General features: G+C 62.9%; 18 protein-coding genes and 1 tRNA gene. 9 read left to right on the top strand and 10 right to left on the bottom strand.

Annotation, left to right across the window (positions count from 1 at the left end; genetic code table 11):
* The first annotated feature begins 43 nt into the window (after positions 1–43).
* The 6 genes from nirB to rraA all read left to right on the top strand — a co-directional run bounded on the left by nirB (position 44) and on the right by rraA (position 7,513).
* Positions 44–2,590: a nitrite reductase large subunit NirB gene (gene nirB / locus KW825_RS14900; protein ID WP_218329652.1), complete on the top strand. Its 2,547-nt coding sequence runs from the start codon at positions 44–46 to the stop codon at positions 2,588–2,590.
* Positions 2,590–2,907, top strand: a complete 318-nt coding sequence (nirD, locus tag KW825_RS14895; protein WP_218329691.1) for a nitrite reductase small subunit NirD — start codon at positions 2,590–2,592, stop codon at positions 2,905–2,907. Before nirB ends, nirD begins: the two co-directional genes overlap by 1 nt.
* A gap of 51 nt (positions 2,908–2,958) precedes the next feature.
* On the top strand, positions 2,959–3,771 hold the full coding sequence (nirC, locus tag KW825_RS14890; RefSeq protein WP_218329651.1) for a nitrite transporter NirC: 813 nt from the start codon (positions 2,959–2,961) through the stop codon (positions 3,769–3,771).
* Between the two features lie 12 nt (positions 3,772–3,783).
* Entirely contained in the window at positions 3,784–5,190 is a 1,407-nt protein-coding gene (gene cysG, locus KW825_RS14885; protein WP_218329650.1) for a siroheme synthase CysG, read from the top strand.
* Positions 5,191–5,334: 144 nt separating this feature from the next.
* The gene (gene mgtE / locus KW825_RS14880) at positions 5,335–6,759 is read left to right on the top strand and encodes a magnesium transporter (protein ID WP_042654397.1); all 1,425 of its coding nucleotides are present in this window, start codon (positions 5,335–5,337) and stop codon (positions 6,757–6,759) included.
* A gap of 268 nt (positions 6,760–7,027) precedes the next feature.
* Positions 7,028–7,513, top strand: coding sequence for a ribonuclease E activity regulator RraA (rraA, locus tag KW825_RS14875; protein ID WP_042654398.1), 486 nt, complete (start codon positions 7,028–7,030; stop codon positions 7,511–7,513).
* A gap of 272 nt (positions 7,514–7,785) precedes the next feature.
* Here rraA and KW825_RS14870 read toward each other — a convergent pair whose 3' ends face one another.
* The 3 genes from KW825_RS14870 to KW825_RS14860 form a co-directional block, all read right to left on the bottom strand.
* Complete coding sequence (locus tag KW825_RS14870) at positions 7,786–8,460, bottom strand: 7-cyano-7-deazaguanine/7-aminomethyl-7-deazaguanine transporter (RefSeq protein WP_042654399.1); 675 nt, start codon at positions 8,458–8,460, stop codon at positions 7,786–7,788.
* 210 nt (positions 8,461–8,670) lie between these two features.
* The gene (locus KW825_RS14865; RefSeq protein ID WP_218329649.1) at positions 8,671–8,958 is read right to left on the bottom strand and encodes a DUF3630 family protein; all 288 of its coding nucleotides are present in this window, start codon (positions 8,956–8,958) and stop codon (positions 8,671–8,673) included.
* A gap of 10 nt (positions 8,959–8,968) precedes the next feature.
* Positions 8,969–10,396 carry a YdiU family protein gene (locus KW825_RS14860; RefSeq protein ID WP_218329690.1) on the bottom strand — a complete coding sequence of 476 codons (1,428 nt, stop codon included), beginning with the start codon at positions 10,394–10,396 and terminating at the stop codon, positions 8,969–8,971.
* 106 nt (positions 10,397–10,502) lie between these two features.
* Here KW825_RS14860 and KW825_RS14855 point away from each other — a divergent pair, with 106 nt between their 5' ends.
* On the top strand, positions 10,503–10,805 hold the full coding sequence (locus KW825_RS14855; RefSeq protein WP_218292052.1) for a c-type cytochrome: 303 nt from the start codon (positions 10,503–10,505) through the stop codon (positions 10,803–10,805).
* A gap of 93 nt (positions 10,806–10,898) precedes the next feature.
* Here the strand turns inward: KW825_RS14855 and recQ are convergent, their stop codons facing one another.
* Positions 10,899–12,734, bottom strand: coding sequence for an ATP-dependent DNA helicase RecQ (gene recQ / locus KW825_RS14850; protein WP_218329648.1), 1,836 nt, complete (start codon positions 12,732–12,734; stop codon positions 10,899–10,901).
* Between the two features lie 133 nt (positions 12,735–12,867).
* Here recQ and KW825_RS14845 point away from each other — a divergent pair, with 133 nt between their 5' ends.
* Both KW825_RS14845 and KW825_RS14840 read left to right on the top strand, forming a co-directional pair.
* Positions 12,868–13,332 carry a thioesterase family protein gene (locus KW825_RS14845; RefSeq protein WP_042654403.1) on the top strand — a complete coding sequence of 155 codons (465 nt, stop codon included), beginning with the start codon at positions 12,868–12,870 and terminating at the stop codon, positions 13,330–13,332.
* A 123-nt stretch (positions 13,333–13,455) separates the two neighbouring features.
* Positions 13,456–13,983 carry a hypothetical protein gene (locus tag KW825_RS14840; RefSeq protein WP_042654404.1) on the top strand — a complete coding sequence of 176 codons (528 nt, stop codon included), beginning with the start codon at positions 13,456–13,458 and terminating at the stop codon, positions 13,981–13,983.
* Between the two features lie 944 nt (positions 13,984–14,927).
* Here KW825_RS14840 and KW825_RS14835 read toward each other — a convergent pair.
* From KW825_RS14835 to potA, 6 genes are all read right to left on the bottom strand, one after another.
* Positions 14,928–17,906, bottom strand: a complete 2,979-nt coding sequence (locus KW825_RS14835) for a hypothetical protein (RefSeq protein ID WP_218329647.1) — start codon at positions 17,904–17,906, stop codon at positions 14,928–14,930.
* Positions 17,907–18,637: 731 nt separating this feature from the next.
* Positions 18,638–18,714 (bottom strand) — tRNA-Pro (locus tag KW825_RS14830).
* Between the two features lie 139 nt (positions 18,715–18,853).
* Positions 18,854–19,582, bottom strand: coding sequence for an MOSC domain-containing protein (locus tag KW825_RS14825; protein ID WP_218329646.1), 729 nt, complete (start codon positions 19,580–19,582; stop codon positions 18,854–18,856).
* Positions 19,583–19,666: 84 nt separating this feature from the next.
* On the bottom strand, positions 19,667–20,509 hold the full coding sequence (locus KW825_RS14820) for an ABC transporter permease subunit (RefSeq protein ID WP_042654407.1): 843 nt from the start codon (positions 20,507–20,509) through the stop codon (positions 19,667–19,669).
* A complete protein-coding gene (locus tag KW825_RS14815) occupies positions 20,506–21,411 on the bottom strand; it encodes an ABC transporter permease subunit (protein WP_042654408.1) in 906 nt (301 codons plus the stop codon). The genes KW825_RS14820 and KW825_RS14815 overlap by 4 nt, the downstream gene beginning before the upstream one ends.
* Positions 21,408–22,562 (bottom strand): polyamine ABC transporter ATP-binding protein, encoded by a 1,155-nt coding sequence (potA, locus tag KW825_RS14810; RefSeq protein ID WP_033129005.1) that lies wholly within the window; start codon positions 22,560–22,562, stop codon positions 21,408–21,410. Before potA ends, KW825_RS14815 begins: the two co-directional genes overlap by 4 nt.
* Positions 22,563–22,616: the final 54 nt, after the last annotated feature.

The following is a 22,616-nucleotide window of genomic DNA, read 5'->3' as shown; positions in this document are numbered from 1 at the left end:
TAACGCCAGAATGACGTTTTATTACTCCAAATCAGAGGCAATCATGAGCAAAGTCAGACTGGCCGTCATAGGGAACGGCATGGTGGGGCACCGCTTCATCGAAGAGTTGATCGAGCGGGCCGATCCGGGCCGGTTCGAGATCACCGTCTTCGGTGCAGAACCCCGTCCCGCCTACGATCGTGTCCATCTCTCCTCCTACTTCTCCCACCACACCAGCGAAGATCTCTCCCTCGTCAAACCCGGTTTCTACGAGAAGCACGGCATCCGTCTGCTGCTCGGCGAGGCGGTGAAAAAAATCGACAGGGCGGCCCGCGAGGTGCACTCCAACAAGGGCACAGTGGTCGGCTATGACAAGCTGGTGCTGGCCACCGGCTCCTACCCCTGGGTGCCGCCCATTCAGGGCAGCCAGCACCACGAGTGCTTCGTCTATCGCACCATCGAGGATCTGAAGGCCATCCGCAGCGCCGCCAAGAGCGGCAAGAGCGGCGTGGTGGTGGGTGGTGGTCTGCTCGGGCTGGAGGCGGCCGGAGCCCTCAAGGCGCTGGGCCTCGAGACCCACGTGGTGGAGTTCGCCCCCGTGCTGATGGCGGAGCAGCTCGATGGCCAGGGCGGCCAGCTGCTGCGCCGCAAGATCGAGTCCATGGGGGTGCAGGTGCACACCAGCAAGAGCACCAGCGAGATCCTGATGCACGGCGGCAAGGAGGCCAAACACCGCCTCGCCTTCGCCGACGGCAGCGCGCTTGACGTGGATGTGGTGGTCTTCTCCACCGGCATACGTCCGCAGGACACCCTTGGCCGCTACTGTGAACTGGCCATAGCCGAGCGCGGCGGCGTCGCGGTCGACGATCACTGCCTCACCTCCGACCCCGACATCTATGCCATCGGCGAGTGCGCCGCCTGGCAAGGCCGCTTCTTCGGCCTGGTGGCGCCGGGTTACAAGATGGCCCAGATCACGGTGGATCACCTGCTCGGCGGCGACAGCCGCTTCGAGGGGGCGGACATGAGCGCCAAGCTCAAGCTGCTCGGCGTCTCCGTCGGCTCCATCGGCGATGCCCACGGCCGCACCCCCGGCAGCCACAGCTATGTGTTCCAGGACGATCAGGCCGGGGTCTACAAGCGGATAGTGGTGAGCGAAAACAACAGCCGCCTGCTCGGCGCCGTACTGGTCGGTGACGTGGATGACTACGGCAACCTGCTGCAGCTGATGCTCAACGCCATGCCGCTGCCATCCCACCCGGACACCCTGATCCTGCCCGCCTATGCCGGTGCCAAGCCGACCCTGGGGGTAGATGCCCTGCCGTCGACCGCCCAGATCTGCTCCTGCTTCGACGTCTCCAAGGGCGACATCGCCCAGGCGGTGGCCGAGGGTCACACCACGCTGGCCGCCATCAAGCAGCACACCAAGGCCGGCACCGGCTGCGGCGGCTGCGTGCCGCTCATCAGCCAGGTGCTCAACGCCGAGCTGGTGAAGCAGGGCATCGAGGTCAACAACCACCTCTGTGCCCACTTCCCCCACTCCCGCCAGGAGCTGTTCCACCTGGTCAAGGTGGAAGGGATCAAGAGCTTCGACGAGCTGCTGACCAGGCACGGTCAGGGCTATGGCTGCGAGGTGTGCAAACCCACGGTCGGCTCCATCCTCGCCTCCTGCTGGAACGGCCATGTGCTGAGCCCGCAGAACACCCAGCTGCAGGACACCAACGACATCTTCCTCGGCAACATGCAGAAGGACGGCAGCTACTCCGTCATCCCGCGCATGGCCGGTGGTGAAGTGACCCCAGCAGGGCTGCTGGCGGTGGCCGAGGTGGCCCGCGACTACCGGCTCTACACCAAGATCACCGGCGCCCAGCGCATCGGCCTGTTCGGTGCCCAGAAAGACGATCTGCCCGCCATCTGGCGGAAATTGCTGGCCGCCGGCTTCGAGACCGGCCAAGCCTACGCCAAGGCGCTGCGCATGGCCAAGACCTGCGTCGGCAGCACCTGGTGCCGCTTCGGCGTGCAGGACAGCGTCGGCCTCGGGGTCTTCCTCGAGAATCGCTACAAGGGCATTCGCACCCCGCACAAGATGAAGTTCGGGGTCTCCGGCTGTACCCGCGAATGTGCGGAAGCCCAGGGCAAGGACGTCGGCATCATCGCCACCGACGCGGGCTGGAACCTCTATGTGGGCGGCAACGGTGGCATGAAACCGCGCCACGCCGATCTGCTGGCCTCAGACCTCGACCGCGAGACGCTGATCAAGCTGATCGACCGCTTCATGATGTTCTACGTCACCAGCGCCGACAAACTGCAGCGCACCTCGGTCTGGCTCGGCAACCTGGAAGGGGGCGTCGACTACCTGCGCGAGGTGATAGTCGACGACAAGCTGGGACTGAATGAGACCCTGGAACGTGACATCCAGGTGCTGATCGACGGCTACGAGTGCGAGTGGTCCCGCACCCTGAATGAAGAGGAAGCCCTCAAGCGCTTCAGCCACTTCATCAACAGCGGCAAACGCGACCCTGACGTGCAGTTCGTCAGCGAGCGTGACCAGCACAGGCCCGCCACTCCGGCCGAGCGCATTCCCGTCTACCAGATCGAGGTGGAGACCAAATGATGAAACTTGCCTGCCAACTCAACGACATCCTGCCGGGAACCGGCGTGTGCGCACTCATTGAAGGGCGCCAGATCGCCCTGTTCCGCCCGAGCGAGACGGCCGAGGTGTTCGCCATCGACAACCGGGATCCCTTCTTCGCCGCCAACGTGCTGTCACGCGGCATCATCTGTGAACACGACGGCGCGCTCTGGGTCGCCAGCCCGCTCAAGAAGCAGCGCTTTCGCCTGAGCGACGGCCACTGCTTCGAGAATCCGGCCATGTCGATTGCGGCCTATGCCGTTGAAGTGCGTGACCAGCAGGTCTGGGTCGCCGTCTAATCCCATACACATCAGGGCGGCCTGCGGGCGGCCCGTTTAGAGAGAACCAGCATGTATACCGACACCATCAACAAGTGCGCCGCCAACGCGGCCCGCATCAACCGCTTCGAGCGCAGCGACAAGCTGGGCTTCTGGCTGAGCTCTGCCATGGCGGGGGCCTATGTGGGCCTCGGCATCATCCTCATCTTTACCCTGGGCAACCTGGTGGATCCCAGCATTCGTCCGCTGGTGATGGGGGCCACCTTCGGCATCGCCCTGACCCTGGTGATCATCGCCGGCTCCGAGCTGTTCACCGGCCACACCATGTTCCTCACCCTAGGGGTGAAGGCGGGCAAGATCTCCATGGGCGATCTGCTGCGCATCCTGCCCCAGACCTGGGCCGGCAACCTGCTCGGCTCCGTCGTGGTGGCGCTCATCTACTCCTACGGCGGCAGCCTGCTGCCGGACGCGGGCAGCCTGGCCCACAAGGTGGCGCTGGCCAAGACCCAGGCACCGGCCCTGACCCTGTTTATGAAGGGGATCCTCTGCAACTGGCTGGTCTGTCTCGCCATCTGGATGGCGCTGCGCACCGAAGGGGCCGCCCGCTTCATCGCCATCTGGTGGTGCCTGCTGGCCTTTATCGCCTCCGGCTACGAACACTCCATCGCCAACATGACCTTGTTTGCCCTCTCCTGGTTTGGTGCCCATTCCGATGCCTACACCCTGGGCGGCATCGGCCACAACCTGCTGTGGGTGACCCTGGGCAACACAGTCTCCGGCGTCCTCTTTATGGGCCTCGGTTACTGGTATGCCACCCCGAAAGCTGAGCGCCCGGTCGCGGTGACCGACGCCACCAGCACCGCCAGCCAGACCCAAACCGCCTGATCCGGAGGCCCCATGGACTACTTGCCCATCTTTTGCCGACTCGACAACAAACCCGTGCTGCTGGTCGGTGGCGGCGAGGTGGCGGAGCGCAAGGCGCGCCTGCTGCTGGACGCCGGCGCCCGACTGACGGTGGTCTCCCCCGCGCTCGACTCCGAGCTGGCGGGGCTGGCCGCCGGCGGGACCATCGATTGGCTGGCCGGTGAATTCGAGCCGGCGCAGCTGACGGGCAAGTGGCTGGTGGTGGCCGCCACCGACAGGCGTGAGGTCAACGCCCTGGTCTACCAGAGCGCGAACCAGGCGGGGATATTTGCCAACGTGGTAGACGATCCCAAGCGCTCCAGCTTCATCATGCCGTCGATCATCGACAGATCGCCGCTGATGGTGGCCATCTCCTCCGGCGGCAAGGCCCCGGTGCTGGCCCGCTTGCTGCGCGAGAAGCTGGAGGCCCTGCTGCCCCAGCACCTCGGCGCGGTGGCGACCTTTGCCGGCGGCCTGAGAGACAGGGTCAAGGCCCGCTTTGCCAGCATGGGGGAGCGGCGCCGCTTCTGGGAAAGGCTGCTCGGGGCTGACCGGCTCGGGCAGGCGCTGGCGCGGGGCGATAGCGCCTCGGCCAATCAGCTGGCCGACAACCTGTTTGCCGACGAAAGCCACACCGGTGGCGAGGTGGTACTGGTGGGAGCGGGCCCCGGCGATCCGGGTCTGCTCACCCTGCACGCCCTGCGCCAGATGCAGCAGGCGGACGTGGTGGTCTATGACCGGCTGGTCTCCGACGAGGTAATGGCGCTGGTGCGCCGGGATGCCAAACGCATCTTCGTCGGCAAGCAGGCGGGCAACCACTGCGTGCCGCAGGAGGGGATCAACCAGCTCTTGCTGGAGGAGGCGAAGAAGGGACAGCGGGTGGTGCGGCTGAAGGGCGGCGACCCCTTCATCTTCGGCCGGGGTGGCGAGGAGCTGGAGACGCTAGTCGGCAGCGGCGTGGGCTTCCAGGTGGTGCCGGGGATCACGGCGGCGAGCGGCTGCGCCGCCTATGCTGGCATCCCCCTCACCCACCGCGATCACGCCCAGAGCGTGCGCTTCGTCACCGCCCACGGCAAGGGCGGCGCCCAGGATCTCGACTGGCCCCTGCTGGCCCGGGATCGACAGACCCTGGTGTTCTATATGGGGCTTTCGTCCTGTGGGGTGATCCGTGAGCGACTGATAGCGCACGGCAAGGCCGGCGACACCCCGGTGGCGCTGATCGAGCGCGGCACCCAGCCGAACCAGCGGGTCATTCGTGGCACCCTGGACCAGCTGCCCGAGCTGGCGGTCGGGGTCGAGAGTCCGGCCCTCATCATGGTCGGCTCTGTGGTGATCCTGGCCGGCAAGCTTGCCTGGTTCGGTCAGGCCAGCGACCCCCAGCAGACGGTGGCCTCCGCCTGATCCGGTGCCCAACGCCCCTGTATTGCAAGCGCCACCCTGAGGGTGGCGTTTTTTTACTGCATTTACAGTCATAACCTATTGTTTTGGGTCTGGTATCCTATGGGGCACGGCCATCCGGCCAACCGAATTCAGGAATCTTGTTGCATGTCTCTCCCCCCCAAGAACAGCGCCAAGCAGCGTGAACACGACAGATCCCGCATCCTCACGCTGCTGCTGGCCGACGATGCCCTCACCGACAGCCTGCTGGATCCTCAGGGGGTGCAGGACGCCGAGCTGCGGGATCAGACCAGCGAGCTGACGCGCCTGGTCAACAGCCTGCCGGCCGCCGACGTCGCCGATGCGCTGGAATCCCTGCCGCCGGACGAGCGCCACGTGCTCTGGCAGCAGGTGGACCCGGAGAGGCATGGCCAGATCCTGGTCGAGGCGTCGGAGACGGTGTGGGACAGCCTGATCAGCGGCATGAGCGACAAGGCGCTGCTGCATGCCCTGCGCACCCTCGACATCGACGATCAGATCTACCTCGGCCAATACTTGCCCCGCAACCTGATGGGACGGCTGCTCACCTCCATGGCCCCCGACCAGCGCGACCGGGTGCGGGAGGTGATCCGCTACGGCAAGCACACGGTCGGCGCCATGATGGACTTCGAGCTGATCACGGTGCGGGCCGACATAAGCCTGGCGACGGTGCAGCGTTACCTGCGCCAGCTCGGCAAGATCCCCACCAACACCGACAAGCTGTTCGTCACCGACAGGCGCAACCGGCTGCAGGGGGAGCTGCCGCTCACCACAGTGCTGCTGCACAAGCCGGATACCAAGGTGGGGGACGTGATGGAGCGCAACCCCGTCACCTTCGATCCGGAAGACAACGACGAGGCCGCGGCCCGCACCTTCGAGCGGGACGATCTCATCTCCGCCGCCGTGGTGGATGGCAAGGGCAAGCTGATGGGCCGGCTCACCGTCGCCGAGGTGGTGGATCTGGTCTATGAGGAGAGCGACACCGATCTGCGCCGCATGGGGGGCATCAGCGAGGATGAAGACGTCTTCGCCCCGGTCAGCAAGGCGGTCAAGACCCGCTGGGCCTGGCTCGCCCTCAACCTCTGCACCGCCTTCATGGCCTCGCGCGTCATCGGCCTGTTCGAGCACAGCATCTCGCAGCTGGTGGCGCTGGCGGCCCTGATGCCCATAGTCGCGGGCATAGGTGGCAACACCGGCAACCAGACCATCACCATGATAGTGCGGGCGCTGGCGCTGCAGCACATCCAGCCGGGCAACGTCTCCTTCCTGCTGTGGCGCGAGCTGGGGGTGGCGCTGATCAACGGCCTGGTGTGGGGCGGCACCATGGGGGTCGCCACCTACTTCCTCTATCAGGATGCGGCGCTGGGCGCCGTGATGACCCTGGCCATGATACTCAACCTGCTGGTCGCGGCCCTGATGGGGGTCATCATCCCCATGACCATGACCCGCCTCGGCCGGGATCCGGCGGTGGGGGCCAGCGTGATGATCACCGCCATCACCGACACCGGTGGCTTCTTCATCTTCCTCGGGCTGGCGACCCTGTTCCTGCTCTAGTGCCGGATCGGCGCCAATATGAAGGGGCCTCATGGTCCCTTTGTTTTTTCGGCCGGGAGGACGGGCTCATGCCCCCTGACCCGCAAGGCGGGTGATGAAAATCCCCCATGGCAGCTCGGTACTCTGAGCCTCTCGGCGACCAGGCCATGGGCTGCGGGGAATCGATGCGCTGCCTCTTATCCCCATGCTTGTTCAAGGAATATTCATTGAAATGCCAGTCCCACTCCTTATACTGGATCCACCTGTTTCCAGCGGTGGATTTGACTCAATGGAATACAACACTTCAGAACTGTGCGACATCTATCAGGACATGGTGGATGTACTCGAACCCATGCTCTGCTCCTTCGGCGGCCGTGCCTCTTTCGGCGGCGTCATCACCACGGTCAAATGCTTCGAATCGAACGGCCTGATCCGTGAACTGGTCAAGGAGAACGGCGTCGGTCGCGTGTTGCTGATCGATGGCGGCGGCTCCATGCGTCGGGCCCTGATCGACAGCGAGATCGCCACCACGGCGGCGGAGAACGAGTGGGAAGGCATCGTCTGCTACGGCTGCGTGCGCGAGGTCGACATCCTGGAAGATCTGGATATCGGCATCCAGGCCCTGGCCGCCATCCCGGTCGGCGCCGACCACAAGGACGTGGGTGAGACCGATCTGCCGGTCAACTTCGGCGGCGTCACCTTCCTGCCGGACGATCACCTCTACGCGGACACCACGGGGGTGATCCTCTCCCCCGATGCACTCGATATAGAGTGAGCCGACACAGACTGAAGATGGGAGCCAAGGCTCCCATTTTTTATGACTACAACTTGCTGAAAAACAGCCAAAAAAAGAGGGCCAGTAAAAAACTGGCCCCTTAACTGGAAGCAATGTGAGCAATGTCGTGCCTTCACAAGAAGTCCATCATGTTGGAACGAATGAAGTCTTTCCCGGAAAACAAGGTAACAATAATCATTCTCATTTAACTGTGCAAGCCTTATTTGCGAGAAGTGCAAAAAAAATGACCACCCATGCGGTGGTCATTCTCGTCAGGCCTGACGGCTCGCCGGTTGCAAACCAGCAAGGCCGGCTTCCCCCACCAGTTTGCGGCTGAGGTAGCGCAGCAGCACGCCGTAGAGCGGTACGAACAACCCCAAGCTTATCAGCAGTTTGAAGACATAATCCACGGTGGCTATCTCGACCCAGTGCTCGGCCATGAAGGGATCAGTGCTGCGCCAGAAGGCGATGCTGAAGAAGGCGATGGTATCCACCAGGTTGCCAAACAGGGTCGAGGCGGCCGGTGCCACCCACCAGGCCCTGAGCAGCCGCAGGCGGTTGAATACCACCACGTCCATGAACTGGCCCACCAGATAGGCCATAAAGCTGGCCAGGGCGATGCGCGCCACGAACAGGTTGAACTCGGCCAGGTTGCCGATCCCCTGGTAGCTGCCCTCGAAGAACAACACCGAGAGCGCATAGGAGATGGCCAGCGCTGGCAGCATCACGGTCTGGATGATCTTGCGGGCCAGCCCGGCGCCGAAGATCCGCACCGTCAGATCGGTGGCCAGGAAGATGAACGGGAAGCTGAAGGCGCCCCAGGTGGTGTGGAAGCCAAAGACGGTGATCGGCAGCTGCACCAGATAGTTGCTGCTGGCAATGATCAGAATGTGGAACAAAGAGAGGCGCACCAGCGCCGTATGGTGCTGAGCAGGGGTCAGATTCATGTTGTGACCTTTTTGGTTAATGGGGTTAGGGAACCCATACCGCCACCATTGGCGATAATTGAGGGGCGAGATTATACGCCCCCGGCGTGATAGTTCAATCCTTATGCTATGGGTTCGGCCTGCGGCAACGCTCATCAAAGGACAACGTCATGCACCCCAGGCCGACAGTTCAATCCTGATGCGACAACCGAGGCACTGGGCGTCTTGGGCTCAGACCCTATGTTGCCGACCCAGCCAGAGCACCACCTCCCGATCGGACGGGCGCAGCGCCTCCAACCAGCAGCCGCCGTGGTGATCGAACTCCAGCCTGAGCTGGCTTCCCTCGAATGTCAGCAGCCAGCTGTGGCGATCCGCCCCCCACTCCCGCTCCAGCACATCGAGCTCCCACTCCTGCAGCAAGGCGTCGGCCAGGCTGGGAAAGTTGTCCCAGCAGAGACCGGGGCAGGCCAGCATCAGCACCGCCGACTCTGTGTCTATCTGCGTGATACGCCAACTCATCAGGTACTCCTCAACTGCTGCAGGAGAGCTCGCCACCGCAATACCACTGGGGAGCCGGGGTCGCCAGATCCTCGTATTCAGGCTGCTCATCATAAGGGTGCCGCAGGGCCGCAAACAGCCGCTCGAACGGAGCCATGTCGCCCGCCTCGGCGGCGTCTATCGCCTGCTGGGCCAGGGCGTTGCGCAGCACATACTTGGGATTGACGGCCTCCATTTGCAGTTTGCGGGTCCCATCGTCACTGCCTTCGCGGACCAGCCGCGCCCGATAGAGTTCGAGCCACCCCTGCCAGAGCGCGGGATCCGGCAGCAGCGCCAGCAGAGGGAGAGGCCACTCCCCCTGTTGAGTCAAGCCACCCAGACGGCGCAGGAAGAGGTGATAGTCCACTCCCTGGCTCGCCAGCAGCTGGAACAGCTGGCGGAACAGGGCCGGGTCTTCCTCCTCCCAGCTTTCCAGCCCGAGTCGGGCCCGCATCAGCTCCGAGTAGTGCAGCATCAGCTGATGCTCGTACTGGGCCAGGGCCGCCGCCAGGGCGTCGCCGTCCACCTGATCCGCCAGCGCCTGGGCCAGCTTCTGCAGGTTCCAGTAACCGACCGCCGGCTGCTGATCCAGCGCATAGCGGCCCCCCGGATCCGAGTGGTTGCAGACAAAGTCGGGCACATAGGCGTCGATGAAGCCGTAGGGGCCGTAATCCAGGGTCAGCCCGAGCAGGGACATGTTGTCGGTGTTCATCACCCCGTGGCAGAAGCCGGCGGCCTGCCACTTGGCGATGAGCCGCGCGGTGCGGCGCACCACCTCGGCGAACAGCTCGGCCCCGTTGCTGAGCTCCGGGAAGTGGTGGCGCAGCAGATAGTCGATGAGCTGCGGGATCTTCTCCCCCTGGCCGCTCCAGGCGAAGTACTCGAAGTGGCCGAAACGCAGGTGGCTCGGTGCGGTGCGCAACACGGTCGCTCCGCTCTCGGTCTGCTCCCGGTAGATGGGCTCGTCGCTGCCCACCAGCACCAGGGCGCGGGTGGTGGGGATGCCGAGGGCATGCAGCGCCTCAGATGCCAGATACTCGCGGATGCTGGAGCGCAGCACGGCGCGACCGTCGCCGAAGCGGGAGAAGGGGGTCTTGCCAGCCCCTTTCAGGTGCAGATCCCAGCGCTGACCGTCCGGCGCCTGTTGCTCACCCAGCAGCAGGGCACGGCCATCACCGAGGCGCGGGCTATAACCGCCGAACTGATGACCCGCATAGACCTGGGCCACCGGCATCATGCCCGGCAGCGGCCGGCCCTGGCCGCAGCAGGCGAGCCAGTCGGCCGCGCTGACGTCCGCCAACCCCAGCTCGCGCAGCAGATCCTGGTTGAGGTGCAGCAGCCTGGCGTTGTGCAGGGGCTGGGGGGCCACCGGCTCGCAGGCCCAGGGCAGTTCGGTGGCGAAAGTGTTGATCAGCTTCATGGTGGCGTGGTTCATCCCTGCGTATGCTCGTGTCACTCTTTTATACCGCCGTTGGCCTGCGTCAGGCCAACGGGACTGTGTTCTATTTCAAATCGAGGAAAAGAAGATGCAAAAATGGCTGTATGTCCTGCCCCTGCTGGCGCTGGCCTGGGGTCAGCACGCCAGGGCGGCCGATGTGGACGCGGGCAAGGCGAAGGCCGCCCTGTGCGCCGCCTGCCACGGGCCTGAGGGCAAGGCCAGCGTGCCTATCTATCCCAATCTGGCGGGCCAGAATGCCCCCTATCTGGTCAAGCAGCTGAAGGCCTTCAAGGAGGGCAAGCGCCAGGATCCCATGATGGCCCCCTTCATGGCGGCGCTCACCGAGGCGGACATGGACAACCTGGCGGCCTACTACGCCAGCCTGAAATAACCCTGTGGCGCCCGGCTGACGAGCACCTAGACCCTGGTGCGCCGTCATCCGGGCCCGAGTCTGCGGCGGTCGATTGCGCTGCGCTAATCGGCCCTAGCGCCGGCAATACTCGATGATGAGATCCATGAAGGCCTCACCGAAGCGCTCCAGCTTGCGATGCCCCACCCCGTTGACGGCCAGCATCTCGTCTTCCGTCATCGGCATCAGCTGGGCCATCTCCACCAGGGTCGCGTCGTTGAACACCACGTAGGGCGGCACCTCTTCCTCTTCGGCGATCTGCTTGCGCAGGTTGCGCAGCTCCTTGAACAGCCGCTTGTCGTAGTTCGCGCTGTCGAGCAGGCCATTGCGCTTCTCCTTGCGACTGGAGATGGGCTGCAGCCGTGGCACCGCCAGTTCCAGCGGCACCTCGCCGCGCAGCACCGGGCGGGCCGCCTCGGTCAGTTGCAGCACCAGGTTGCGGGTGATGTTCTGGGTCAGCAAGCCCTTGTGGATCAGCTGGCGAATGACGCTCATCCAGTACTCGTGGCTCTGATCCTTGCCGATGCCGTAGGTCGACAGCTTGTCGTGGCCGTGATCCTTGATGCGCTGGTTCAGCGAGCCGCGCAGCACCTCGACCACATAACCTACCCCGAAGTTCTGCCCCACCCGCCAGACGCAGGAGAGCGCCTTCTGGGCGTCTTCGGTGCCATCGTAGCTCTTGGGGGGATCCAGGCAGATGTCGCAGTTGCCGCACGGCTTGTCGTTGTACTCGCCGAAGTAGTTGAGCAGCACCTGACGACGGCAGGTCTGGGCCTCGGCGAAGGCCGCCATCACGTTCAGCTTGTACTGCTCGACCTGCAGCTGCTGCGGGTTCTCGATGTTGTCGAGCAGCCGCCGCACCCGGCCGATGTCGGCGGGATCGTACAGCAGCAGCGCCTCGGCCGGGGTGCCGTCACGGCCGGCCCGCCCCGTCTCCTGATAGTAGGATTCGATGTTCTTGGGGATGTCGTAGTGCACCACGAAGCGCACGTTCGGCTTGTCGATGCCCATGCCGAACGCCACCGTCGCCACCACTATCTCGACGTCGTCCTTGAGGAAGGCATCCTGGGTGCGCAGCCGCTGCTCCAGCGGCAGGCCCGCATGATAAGGGGCCGCCTTGCAGCCGTGACGGGAGAGCCGCTCGGCCATCTCCTCCACCCGGTTGCGGCTGGAGCAATAGACGATGCCGCAGTTGCCCTTCTGGCTCTGCACGTAGCGCAGCAGCTGCTCCGCCGCCTTGAACTTCTCCACCAGGCTGTAGCGGATGTTGGGGCGATCGAAGCTGGCGGTGTGGATGAAGGGATCGTGCAATTCGAGGCGGTGCAGCATGTCGCTGCGGGTCGCCTCGTCGGCGGTGGCGGTGAGCGCCACCACGGGCACCTGGGGGAACCACTGCTTGAGCCGCCCCAGCGCCGCGTATTCCGGCCGAAAGTCGTGGCCCCACTGGGAGACGCAGTGCGCCTCGTCGATGGCGAACAGACCGAGCGGCAGCTCCGCCAGCCGATCCAGAAACTCGTGCTGCAGCAGCCGCTCCGGCGAGACATAGACCAGCTTGATCTCGCCGCGGCGCATGGCGGCGAAGTTCTGGATCATCTCCTCCCGGCTCAGGGCCGAGTTGATGTAGACCGCTGCCACACCGTTGGCGCGCAGGCTGTCGACCTGATCCTTCATCAGGGAGATGAGCGGGGATACGACCACGCCCAAGCCAGGGCGCAGCAGCGCCGGGATCTGGAAGCAGAGCGACTTGCCGCCACCGGTGGGCTTGAGCACCAGGGCATCGCGCCCCGCCACTATCTGCTCGATGATCTCCAGCTGGCCCGGCCGAAACTGCTGGTAGCCGAAGACCGCCTGCAGCAGGGCAAGCGGACTCTCTGGTTGAAAGTCGGGCTGGGTGTCGGCAACAGCGGTCATGGGCTCTCCTTTGGGGTCGCCATTCTAAAGCAGCCGCCGCTCACAATAAACCTGCCATTGCGACTGTTAAGGAAGTGTTGCAGACTGGCTGGAGTTTTTACTCGGCTTTAGCGCCAGGGATTGGGATCAGGGAATGAAACAGATGCTGAAGAAGATGGCGCTCAGTGGTATCGCCAACCTGTTCGCCGAACGGATGCCCTTCAACAAGCTGATCGGCATGCAGGTGACCCACTACGACTTCGACAAGGTGGAGCTGCGCATCAAGATGGAGGACAAACTGATCGGCAACCCCTTCCACAACATCTTGCACGGCGGCGTCACCGCCAGCCTGCTGGACGTGGCGGGTGGCATGATAGTCGCGGCCTCCTGCATCGACGAACTGGAAGACTTCTCCCCCAGCTACCTCAAGGAGCGCTTCTCCCGTCTCGGCACCATAGATCTGCGGGTCGACTATCTGCGGCCCGGCCGCGGCAACGAGTTCATCGCCACCGCCCACATCATCCGCGCCGGCAGCAAGGTGGCCGTTGCCCGCATGGAGCTGCACAACGAGGAAGGCACCCACATCGCCTTTGGCACCGGCACCTACCTGGTCGGCTAATGGCCGTTATTGCATAAAAACTGCACTTCTAAGCCGATTTTAATCATTAGAATTGTTACCCCCGCCGCCACCCAGGGTCCATACTGAAAGTCGGGATTGTGTGCAGAGGGAGGAGTGCAGACGATGAGCGCGATGCTGGCTACCAAACCATCCAGAGCCTTGCTGACACAGATCGAGCTCCTGCTCGACGAGGTACATACGCCCGAGTGTCGCCACTGGTTGGAACAGGAGCTGGAAGGGTATTCTCTCTGTTCGCCCTTGCCTTGGTATCGCATCATAGCCTGTCGGCAACGCGGTCACTTCTTGGATCTGAAGACGGGAAAATATCTGACTTGCCACATCGGCAGTCAAACGCTAAGCCAACGCGACTTGGCCCAAGTTCAGTTCATCTATGCCCGTGAGCCCGCCGCCCATTATCTACTGCGACACGATTCCGGTATCGAACCTTGGCCAGAACAACTGCTGGAAGAGTATCAAGAGCAGTTGATCCCCGGCCATCTCTGCCTGCAAGCCTGGCATGAGCCCGTGTCTTCGTTGCGTCTACAACTGATGGAGGGAATCGAACATTTCATTAGTGAGTACCCCAAGCATGCGGCTCTGCAAACTCAGCACGGCTTCAAGGCATTGCGCCATCAACACTGGCATATCTGATTAAGCGCCCCGGGCGCAAGGAGGGCAGCATCGACAAGACCCACAACGAGATTGCCACAATCTAGAGTGCCGGAGTCAGGATCAGACTCCACCCCTGGGCCACCGAGCGGTGGCCCTTTTAATGGCCGGCGTTCAGGGCCTGAGCCCCCATCCTGCCGAAGGCATCAGGCAAACTTCAGATACGAAAAGGCCGCTTATGGAGCGGCCTTCTCTAATCTGGTCGGTGTGAGAGTATCCGCACCTTAGTCCTCTCAGTCCCGAACAAAACCTGCACGAGTCCTGGCGTGACGACTACATCATCCCCCATTGGACTCCGCACGATCTGCACCGCACCGCCATGACGCCAATGCTTGCCTTCGGACTAGCACGTCGCAGAGCTTGCCACCAGCCACACCATCAGCATCGGGGTGTCGGGGCATCAGCAGTATGCGGGGTCCAGGCCCGCTACGACTAGCTAGCCAGGATCCGCCCAGCCATGGCCCTGTGGGTGAAAAGCATCAGCTCTCTCTTTGCCGGTAACAAGGTAACACCCCTGCCAATGGCCAAACGAGGATGGCTGTTGACGGGAACAGCCCGTCGCAAGCGGGAAGAGCCGACTCACTGAACTAACAACGACACAGGCAGTGAACAGAAGAGAGCAGCATGACCGCAAAAATCAGGGAACACCATTCAAGGTGGCTACCACTGGAATACTGCACCCCGGAGTGCGACTGTGTGCTGATTGGCACCACGGCTGCCACCTACGCAGGCGTGGCTGACTCGCTGGTCCATGCCGACTAGTGCGGTGGACAGGGTGGGCAATGACTCGAGTGCGAGCGGCTGAGTCACCGCCGGCTTTGCAGCCAAGCGCAAGTGACCTTCGCTGAGGATTCCACGTCGGCAGACATAAGAAGAGGGCCCGGCTTGCGCCGGGCCCTTCAGTTGGATGCAACGGTGTTACGCCGTTACGGTCCTGTGCACAGGTAGTTGTTGTTGTACTGATCCAACGTCGTGCCGAGGTTGTTCGCCTCGGTCGCGAACTGGCCCTTCTTCGGATAATCACCCGTCCCGGTGAAGTTCACCGCATAGCTAGGCGGCGGTCCATCGAGAATGGCCTGGCCCGCGACCATAGCCGTGACCGCGTTCGGGCACTGGCCGGCCCCGGCTTGCACGTTCAGCTTGGCTGCAAGCAGTTGCGCTGCCATGTTGAACGCCGGATCACTCGATTTCTGCTTGCCGGTCCCGACGTCCTGCTTGCTCAGGATGCGTACCGCTTCCTGGCAGGTATCCACGAACAGCTTGCCGATGTAGACGCCACCACCGGCAAAGGATGCCAGCGTCTGATCGAGCACGGGTTCTTGCTTGCCGTTGGATTTGGAACAGGACGCCCAGTTCCTCCAGTAGCCGATGGTCAACGCGCGGCCACCCGGGGGCTGGGTGTTGTCGATCGTGAACACCTTCGTCTCGCCCGGGCCAACCGAGAAATTGCCACAGAGAATACTGTTGTCGACATTCGGGTTGATGACCACTCCATCCGGCGGCATGAACGCATTCGGAACGAAGGTCCCGAAGTTGCTGAGCCACCCCGGCAGCATGATCTCGCAGATCTGATAGATCTGGTTCGGGACGAGCGCCGTTGTAAACGCCAGAGTGCCGCCGTTCCCGGTATTGGCCGACATAGACTCGAGGGTCAGGCCGTTAACCGAGGGTGTGGCACCCTGCCGCAGCACGAAGATGAACGAGTAGCTGCCCAGGTCGGGGAGGCCGTTCATGGTCTTGAGGACCTGCGCCCTGCCGAGCTTGCGGTTCAGGAAAGAGCAAGAAAACGTCTTGCCAATATCCTCGGGGTAGTCAACCGTAAAGTCGCAGATCTGGTCCTTCGGAACCGAGTCCGGATCGGCCGAGATCAGGTCCCAACCCGTCTTGGTCGTCTCCACGACTGTGTAGGTGCCCTCGGCCAGCAGCTCCAAGTCGCCGCCCGCCCCCTGGAACATGCCGTAGCCTGCACCGGCGCCAACCACTTGCGTGCTCAGCAAGCCACCGCCCGGACCGTACAGACTGAAGGTCCAGTCATAGTCGTCGTCCGAGCTTTCGAGTAGCGGCTCGGTGGTCTTCTGCACCTGCGCCAAGGCAAGGCGATCCCCTGGTTCATTCTGGAAGTCGGCAGTCGCCGCGCAATGCGTGGCAATGCCCTCCTCGAGACGGAGATCTACCGGCCTGGGGTTCGGGTACACGGCTGGATCGCGCTTGTCGACCAGATTGGCGGGCTCACCCGTGTCGCTGCCTGCGGCGAAGAACATGTTGCCCTGCTCCTCGACGTAGTAGAGATCGGGCACCAGGCCCCACGCCGTGACGGACTCTGTCGTCGCGCCACCACCGGTAAAGGTGATGACCTTCGTCTTGCTGAACGTCGGATCATCCGCGCGGGTGATGTGGAACGTCACCTCGAGTTTTTCGCCCGTATCCAGGAAGCTCGGGATGCTCTTCTGGATAGTGAGCTTGGCCTTCACCGACGAGGCGATGGGTATCTGCAATTGATCGGTCTGGGCAATGAACCCGTCCGAGGCGGACAGATAGGCGATATCGCTCAGCATGCCCGTCGTGACGCGCTTCGGATCGTCGAGGTAAACCTCCTTGTCGAAGGTGATGGAGCCACCGTCTGTCAGGCCGGTCGCCTCCCAGGTGACCACGCCGTCAGTCTGCGTATCCGCGAGGTAGCCATCCAGGAAGCCGCCAAACGACGGAGCCCCGACTGCATACATCAGGCCCACGCCGTCGATGTCCTCCACGTCCTTGATGGTCGTCGAGGCATTAGTGACCGCACCCTGCTGGATCTGTGCGTCCGCAACCGCCGTCGTCGTGCCCGGGACCGGGATGCCAGTTGCCTTATCCGTATAGGTCCCTGACACCTCGTTGTGCAGCCAGTCACCGACCTTGCCCGCCGTCGCCGCATCGAATTCCTCTGTGAATTCGGCGACCATGCCGTTGAAGCCGGCAGCGAGATCGAACGGACCCTTGTTGAAGGTGCCGAGCAAGGCTCCAGAGTTGTTCGAGCCCTTGTACAGCTTGTCCGTCAAGTCGATGGTGATGGTACGTGCGGCCGGATTCTTCGCGTTCAGCACTATGTTGACCGCAACCTTACCGCCGATGACCTCCGCCTTGGTCCAGGTGACAGTGATCTGGACGGGAAGAGACTCTGGCGCGTCACTGCGGCAGACGTTGCCGAAGTCCAACGTATCTTCGGTTCCCTTGGAGATATTCCAGGTCTGCTCCGACCCCTGGTGCGCGGTCATCGTCTTGGAGATTTCCTGCGGCTCGATCTCCTTGACGGGGATCGAAACGTCCCGTGCGCCAGCGCCGCCCGTACCGAGGTCTTCGGCCAGGAGGTTGGCGTGCAGCGACGAGCCCGGGAACAGATGCGAACCCAGGGCCAGTCGGCCGTAGTAGTCGTAGACGCAGGTGGTGTTTTCCGCCTGTGTGACCGTGATCAGCCGGTAAATGGAGACGTCGGTTCCACCGACGCCGGGCACCTTAGGTGTTTGCGCCGTCGACTGGACGGCTTGGCAGGACGCGCTCGACTTGGCCAGGTTCAGCACCGGGGTCGACAGGATGTCATATCCGGGGCGGCTTGCATCCTCGTTGTCCAGCACCACGCCAAGGGTGTATGTCTGGTTGGCAGGGGCTGAGTTGCCGGCCTGCAGCGTGATGCGGTAAGGAACGAGGTCGAGTTCGTTCCACGTCTTGCCGAGGTTGCCGGTGGTGTAGTCAGTGTCGGGGCAAATGTAGGGACCGCCATCGGGGAAGGTGAAGCCCGCGTCTTTGCGGCATCCCTCCAAGGTGGTCTGCACCCCAACGGGGTCAGCGGCTTGCACCGGCGTCGCGCCGAGCAGCCCTAGCGTGAGCAGGGCTCCCAGCGTCGTCATCCATCGTTTATTGACTAACATATCGATGTCTCCTTTGACGTCTTTCCTTGTGTGGCCGGGTGGCGCCGATCGACACGATCATCTGCAACCGCCGGTCGTCATGACGAGACCTTGATAGCAAGCCCTGTGCCGATGGGTGTGGTGTGTAAAAACAAGGACTTACGAGCCACTGAAACGAGGACCTGTCACAGGGATGAGACAGCTGACACGCCCGACTGGTCGTGGCTGACCGCAAGTCGTTGATAACTGAACCAACCGAGCCTGGCGCACACTGTCTCGCTATTGGTACAGCGGGTTCCGGTGCCTGAGGCGGCACCGGCCCTAGATTCGGCTTGCGAGTCTGCCCCATGCCGCTCGTCGAGCGGCCGGTGCGCGGAATTTCGAGCTGGCCAGTATCGTCGACTGGCAGGCCATAGAAATCAGGCGGTCATACGGCGCCTCGCGGAATCGCCCACCTCGATGGCAGCGTCTAGGTCGATGTGGGTCGAAGCTATGATGCGGACGCCCAGTGAAAGGTCCAGCAGACCGCCGACGAGGGTCTGGCGCTGGCGAAGGCCGTGGAAGAGCAGAGTGCCTGGCGCAAGGGGATGGGACCAGATGCCCGTGACCATCCCGAGGGATATGTCGTTGCATGAGGGGGAATGCACTGAGAGAGGGAGGGCAATTTGAAGAGGCTATCCAGAAGAGATGCCCCACAGAACCGGGGTATATCAAATGCGAAAAGGCCGCTCATGGAGCGGCCTTTTCTAATGTGGTCGGTGTGAGAGGATTCGAACCTCCGACCCCTTCGTCCCGAACGAAGTGCGCTACCAAGCTGCGCTACACACCGATGTCTGCGGGGCGAGAATTTACCGAAAGCCCCGACATGACACAAGCCTTTTTTTGTTTCTGATGAAAAAAAGCCGCTTTCCGCTCAACAATGCAGCGCTTTGCGCAAAACGTGGCAAGCGGCGCCACATGGCGCGGTGTCATACCCCTTTCGTCGGCAGCTGGAATTCGACCGGCCCCAGCAGCCGTTTTCGCCAATCGGCCACCACCCCGTGCTCCAGCCAGTGGGCCGCATGCTGGCGCCAGTTGGGGGAGAGGGCCGGATTGTCCAGCAACAGCTGCAGCTCCCCCTCGTTGCGGACCTGGTTGAACAGGATGTCGGCGGTGCGCTTCACCGTCAGCTCGGGATAGGGCCGGTCGACCAGCAGTAGCTCCTCGTCCTGGGCAACCCACCCCTCCTCCAGCACCCTGAGCAACCAGCCGCAGCGGCCGTTGAGTTGCATCACCAGCGAGAGGTGCGGATAGCCAAAACGCTGGTTCAGCTTGAAACAGGGGGATCTCGGTTGGCTTACCTGAACAAGCGCCTCGCCGAGCCGGTAGACATCGCCGATGCAGGCCTGCGCCTCGGTCAGGCCGAGGCCGGAGAGGTTCTCGCCAAAGGCCGCCGGTTGCCAGGGGGTACGGGGTGCGGGCAAGCCCAGCGCGGTTTGCCAGGTCTGCCACCAGGGATAGTGATCGGCGGGATAGTAATGCAGCGCCCGATCCGGGCCACCGTGATGGCGCTGGTCGCTCTGTTCATCACCGTCCAGACCCGAGAAGCTGCACCACAGGGGTCTGTCCGCTGCTTGCTTGTGGATGGCCGATACCAGGCCGGGAACCAGTTCGGCGTTCAACTCGGCACTCTGGCCGATAAAGAGGGAGATCCGCATTCTGTCCTCCTGCTGGATGAGAGAATGCGGATCTTAGGGGCTGTCGATGCTGTGGCGCAAGCCGCGTTGCTGCATCAAATGACGTCAGGCGACTGCCTGCATCTGGGTGGTCATTGCAATCTCGGCACGACGGCGTTTCTCCGCCTTGGCCATCAGATACCAGCTGCCGAAGGTAAACAGCGACACCGACAGCAGGATCAGGCTGGCCACCGCGTTGATCTCGGGTTTCACGCCGAGTCGCACCGCCGAGAACACCTCCATCGGCAGGGTGGTTGAGCCCGGGCCTGAGACAAAGCTCGCCAGCACCAGATCATCCAGCGACAGGGCGAACGACATCATGCCGCCCGCCGCCAGCGAAGGCGCAATCATCGGGATGGTGATCAGGAAGAACACCTTCCAGGGCTTGGCCCCCAGATCCATGGCCGCCTCCTCGATGGAGAGATCCAGCTCCCGCAGCCGGGCCGACACCACTATCGCCACATAGGCGGTACAGAAGGTGGTGTGGGCTATCCAGATGGTCAGCATGCCCCGCTCGGCCGGCCAGCCAATCAGCTGGGCCATGGCCACGAACAGCAGCAGCAGCGACAGACCGGTGATCACCTCCGGCATGACCAGGGGCGCCGTCACCAGGCCACCGAACAGGGTCCGGCCACGGAAGTGCGGTATCCGGGTCAGCACGAAGGCGGCCGTGGTCCCCAGCGCCACCGCGGCGATGGCGGTGTAGCAGGCGATCTCCAGGGAGCGCAGCACCGAGCCTATCAGCTGCTTGTTCTCGAGCAGGCCGAAGTACCACTTCAGCGACCAGCCTCCCCACACCGTCACCAGCTTGGAGGCGTTGAAGGAGTAGATCACCATGATGACCATGGGCAGGTAGATGAACAGCAGCCCCAGCCACAGCATCAGCTTGGCAAAACCGAAGCGCTTCATACTTTCCCCTCCAATTCCTTGGCCTGGTTACGGTTGAACAGAATGATCGGCACGATCAGCACCGCCAGCATCACCACCGCCAGGGCGGAGGCCACCGGCCAGTCGCGGTTGTTGAAGAACTCCTGCCACAGCACCTTGCCGATCATCAGGGTCTCGGGGCCGCCGAGCAGCTCGGGGATGACGAACTCGCCCACCACGGGAATGAACACCAGCATGCAGCCGGCGATGATGCCGTTCTTGGAGAGCGGCACCGTGATCCGCCAGAACCGGGTCAGGTTGCGGGCACCGAGATCCGAGGCCGCCTCCAGCAGGCTCTGATCATGTTTGACCAGGTTGGCATAGAGCGGCAGCACCATGAACGGCAGGTAGGAGTAAACGATGCCGATATAGACCGCCAGGTTGGTGTTGAGGATCTGCACCGGCTCGTCGACCAGGCCTATGCCCATCAGCAGGCTGTTGAGCAGGCCGTTGTTGCTGAGGATCCCCATCCAGGCGTAGACCCGGATCAGGATTGCGGTCCAGGTCGGCATCATGATGAGCAGCAGCAGAACGGTCTGGGTCTCCTTGTTGGCCCGGGCGATGGAATAGGCCATGGGATAACCGATCAGCAGGCAGAGAATGGTGCTGATGAGGGCCATCTTGAGGGAGCCCAGATAGGCCGCGATGTAGAGATCATCCTCCTGCAGCAGCAGGTAGTTGCCCAGGTGGAGCAGGATGGTGAGCTGGTCATCGGCCCAGCTCACCACGTCGGTGTAGGGCGGGATGGCCACGTCCGCTTCGGCGAAGCTGATCTTCACCACTATGATGAAGGGCAGCAGGAAGAACAGGAACAGCCAGAAGAACGGGATGCCGATCACCAGCTGGCGCCCGCCCAGTCGCTTCAGTCGTCTCAATGCCTTCATGATTGCAACACCACGCCGCTGTCATCTTCCCAGTAGAGGAACACCTGGTCATCCCAGGTTGGCCGCTTGCCGTGGCGTTCGGCGTTGGCGATGAAAGCCTGAACGATTTTGCCCGAGGGCAGCTGGATGTGATAAACGGAGTGGCCGCCCAGATAGGCGATGTCGTAGACCAGCCCCTTGGTCCAGTTGAAGTCGGGGTGCTCCAGATCGCTCGGCTTCTGAGTGCTCATCAGCAGCTTCTCCGGCCGCAGGGCATAACTCACCTTCTTGTTCTCGGCGCGAGAGCTGATGCCGTGACCCACGTAGATGGGCTGCTCCAGATCCGCACAGGCGATGGTGGCGTGGTCCTGTTCGTCCTCCACCAGCAGGCCGTCAAACAGGTTGACGTTGCCGATGAACTCGCACACCAGCCGGCTGGCCGGGGTCTCGTAGATATCCATCGGGCTGCCGATCTGCTCGATGCAGCCCAGGTGCATGATGGCGATCCGCTCGGCCATGGTCATGGCTTCTTCCTGATCGTGGGTCACCATGACGCAGGTCACGCCGACCCGCTCGATGATCTCCACCAGCTCGAGCTGCATCCGCGAGCGCAGCTTCTTGTCCAGCGCCCCCATGGGTTCGTCCAGCAACAGCAACTTGGGACGCTTGGCCAGGGAACGGGCCAGGGCCACCCGCTGACGCTGGCCACCGGAGAGCTGATGGGGCTTGCGACGGGCATACTGGGTCATCTGCACCAGCTTGAGCATCTCCTCGACCTGGGCATCGACCTCTGCCTTGGGCAGACCGTCCTGCTTGAGGCCGAAGGCGATGTTCTGCGCCACCGTCATATGGGGAAACAGGGCGTAGGACTGAAACATCATGTTGATCGGACGTTCATAGGGCGGCATGTCGGTAATGTCGACGCCATCCAGGAACAGCCGTCCCTCGGTGGGGCGCTCGAACCCGGCCAGCATCCGCAGCAGGGTCGACTTGCCGGAGCCGGAGCCACCCAGCAAGGCGAAGATCTCGCCTTTATGGATGTTGAGAGACACGTTATCGACCGCCAGCGTTTCGTCGAACTGCTTGCTTACCCGATCTATTTTGACCAGCACTTCTTTACGCTGCTGGCTGCCCTCGAGGGCTTTTTTATAGGCACTGGAGGCTATCGCCATTACCAAACTCCCACACGTGATACCGGCCGGGGCCGATCCATAAAGACAATCTGG

Origin of the sequence: Aeromonas sp. sif2433 (assembly GCF_019218705.1) — a bacterium.
In the GTDB taxonomy this organism is placed as follows: Bacteria; Pseudomonadota; Gammaproteobacteria; order Enterobacterales; family Aeromonadaceae; genus Aeromonas; species Aeromonas encheleia.
This window is presented reverse-complemented; position numbering and strand designations above follow the sequence as displayed.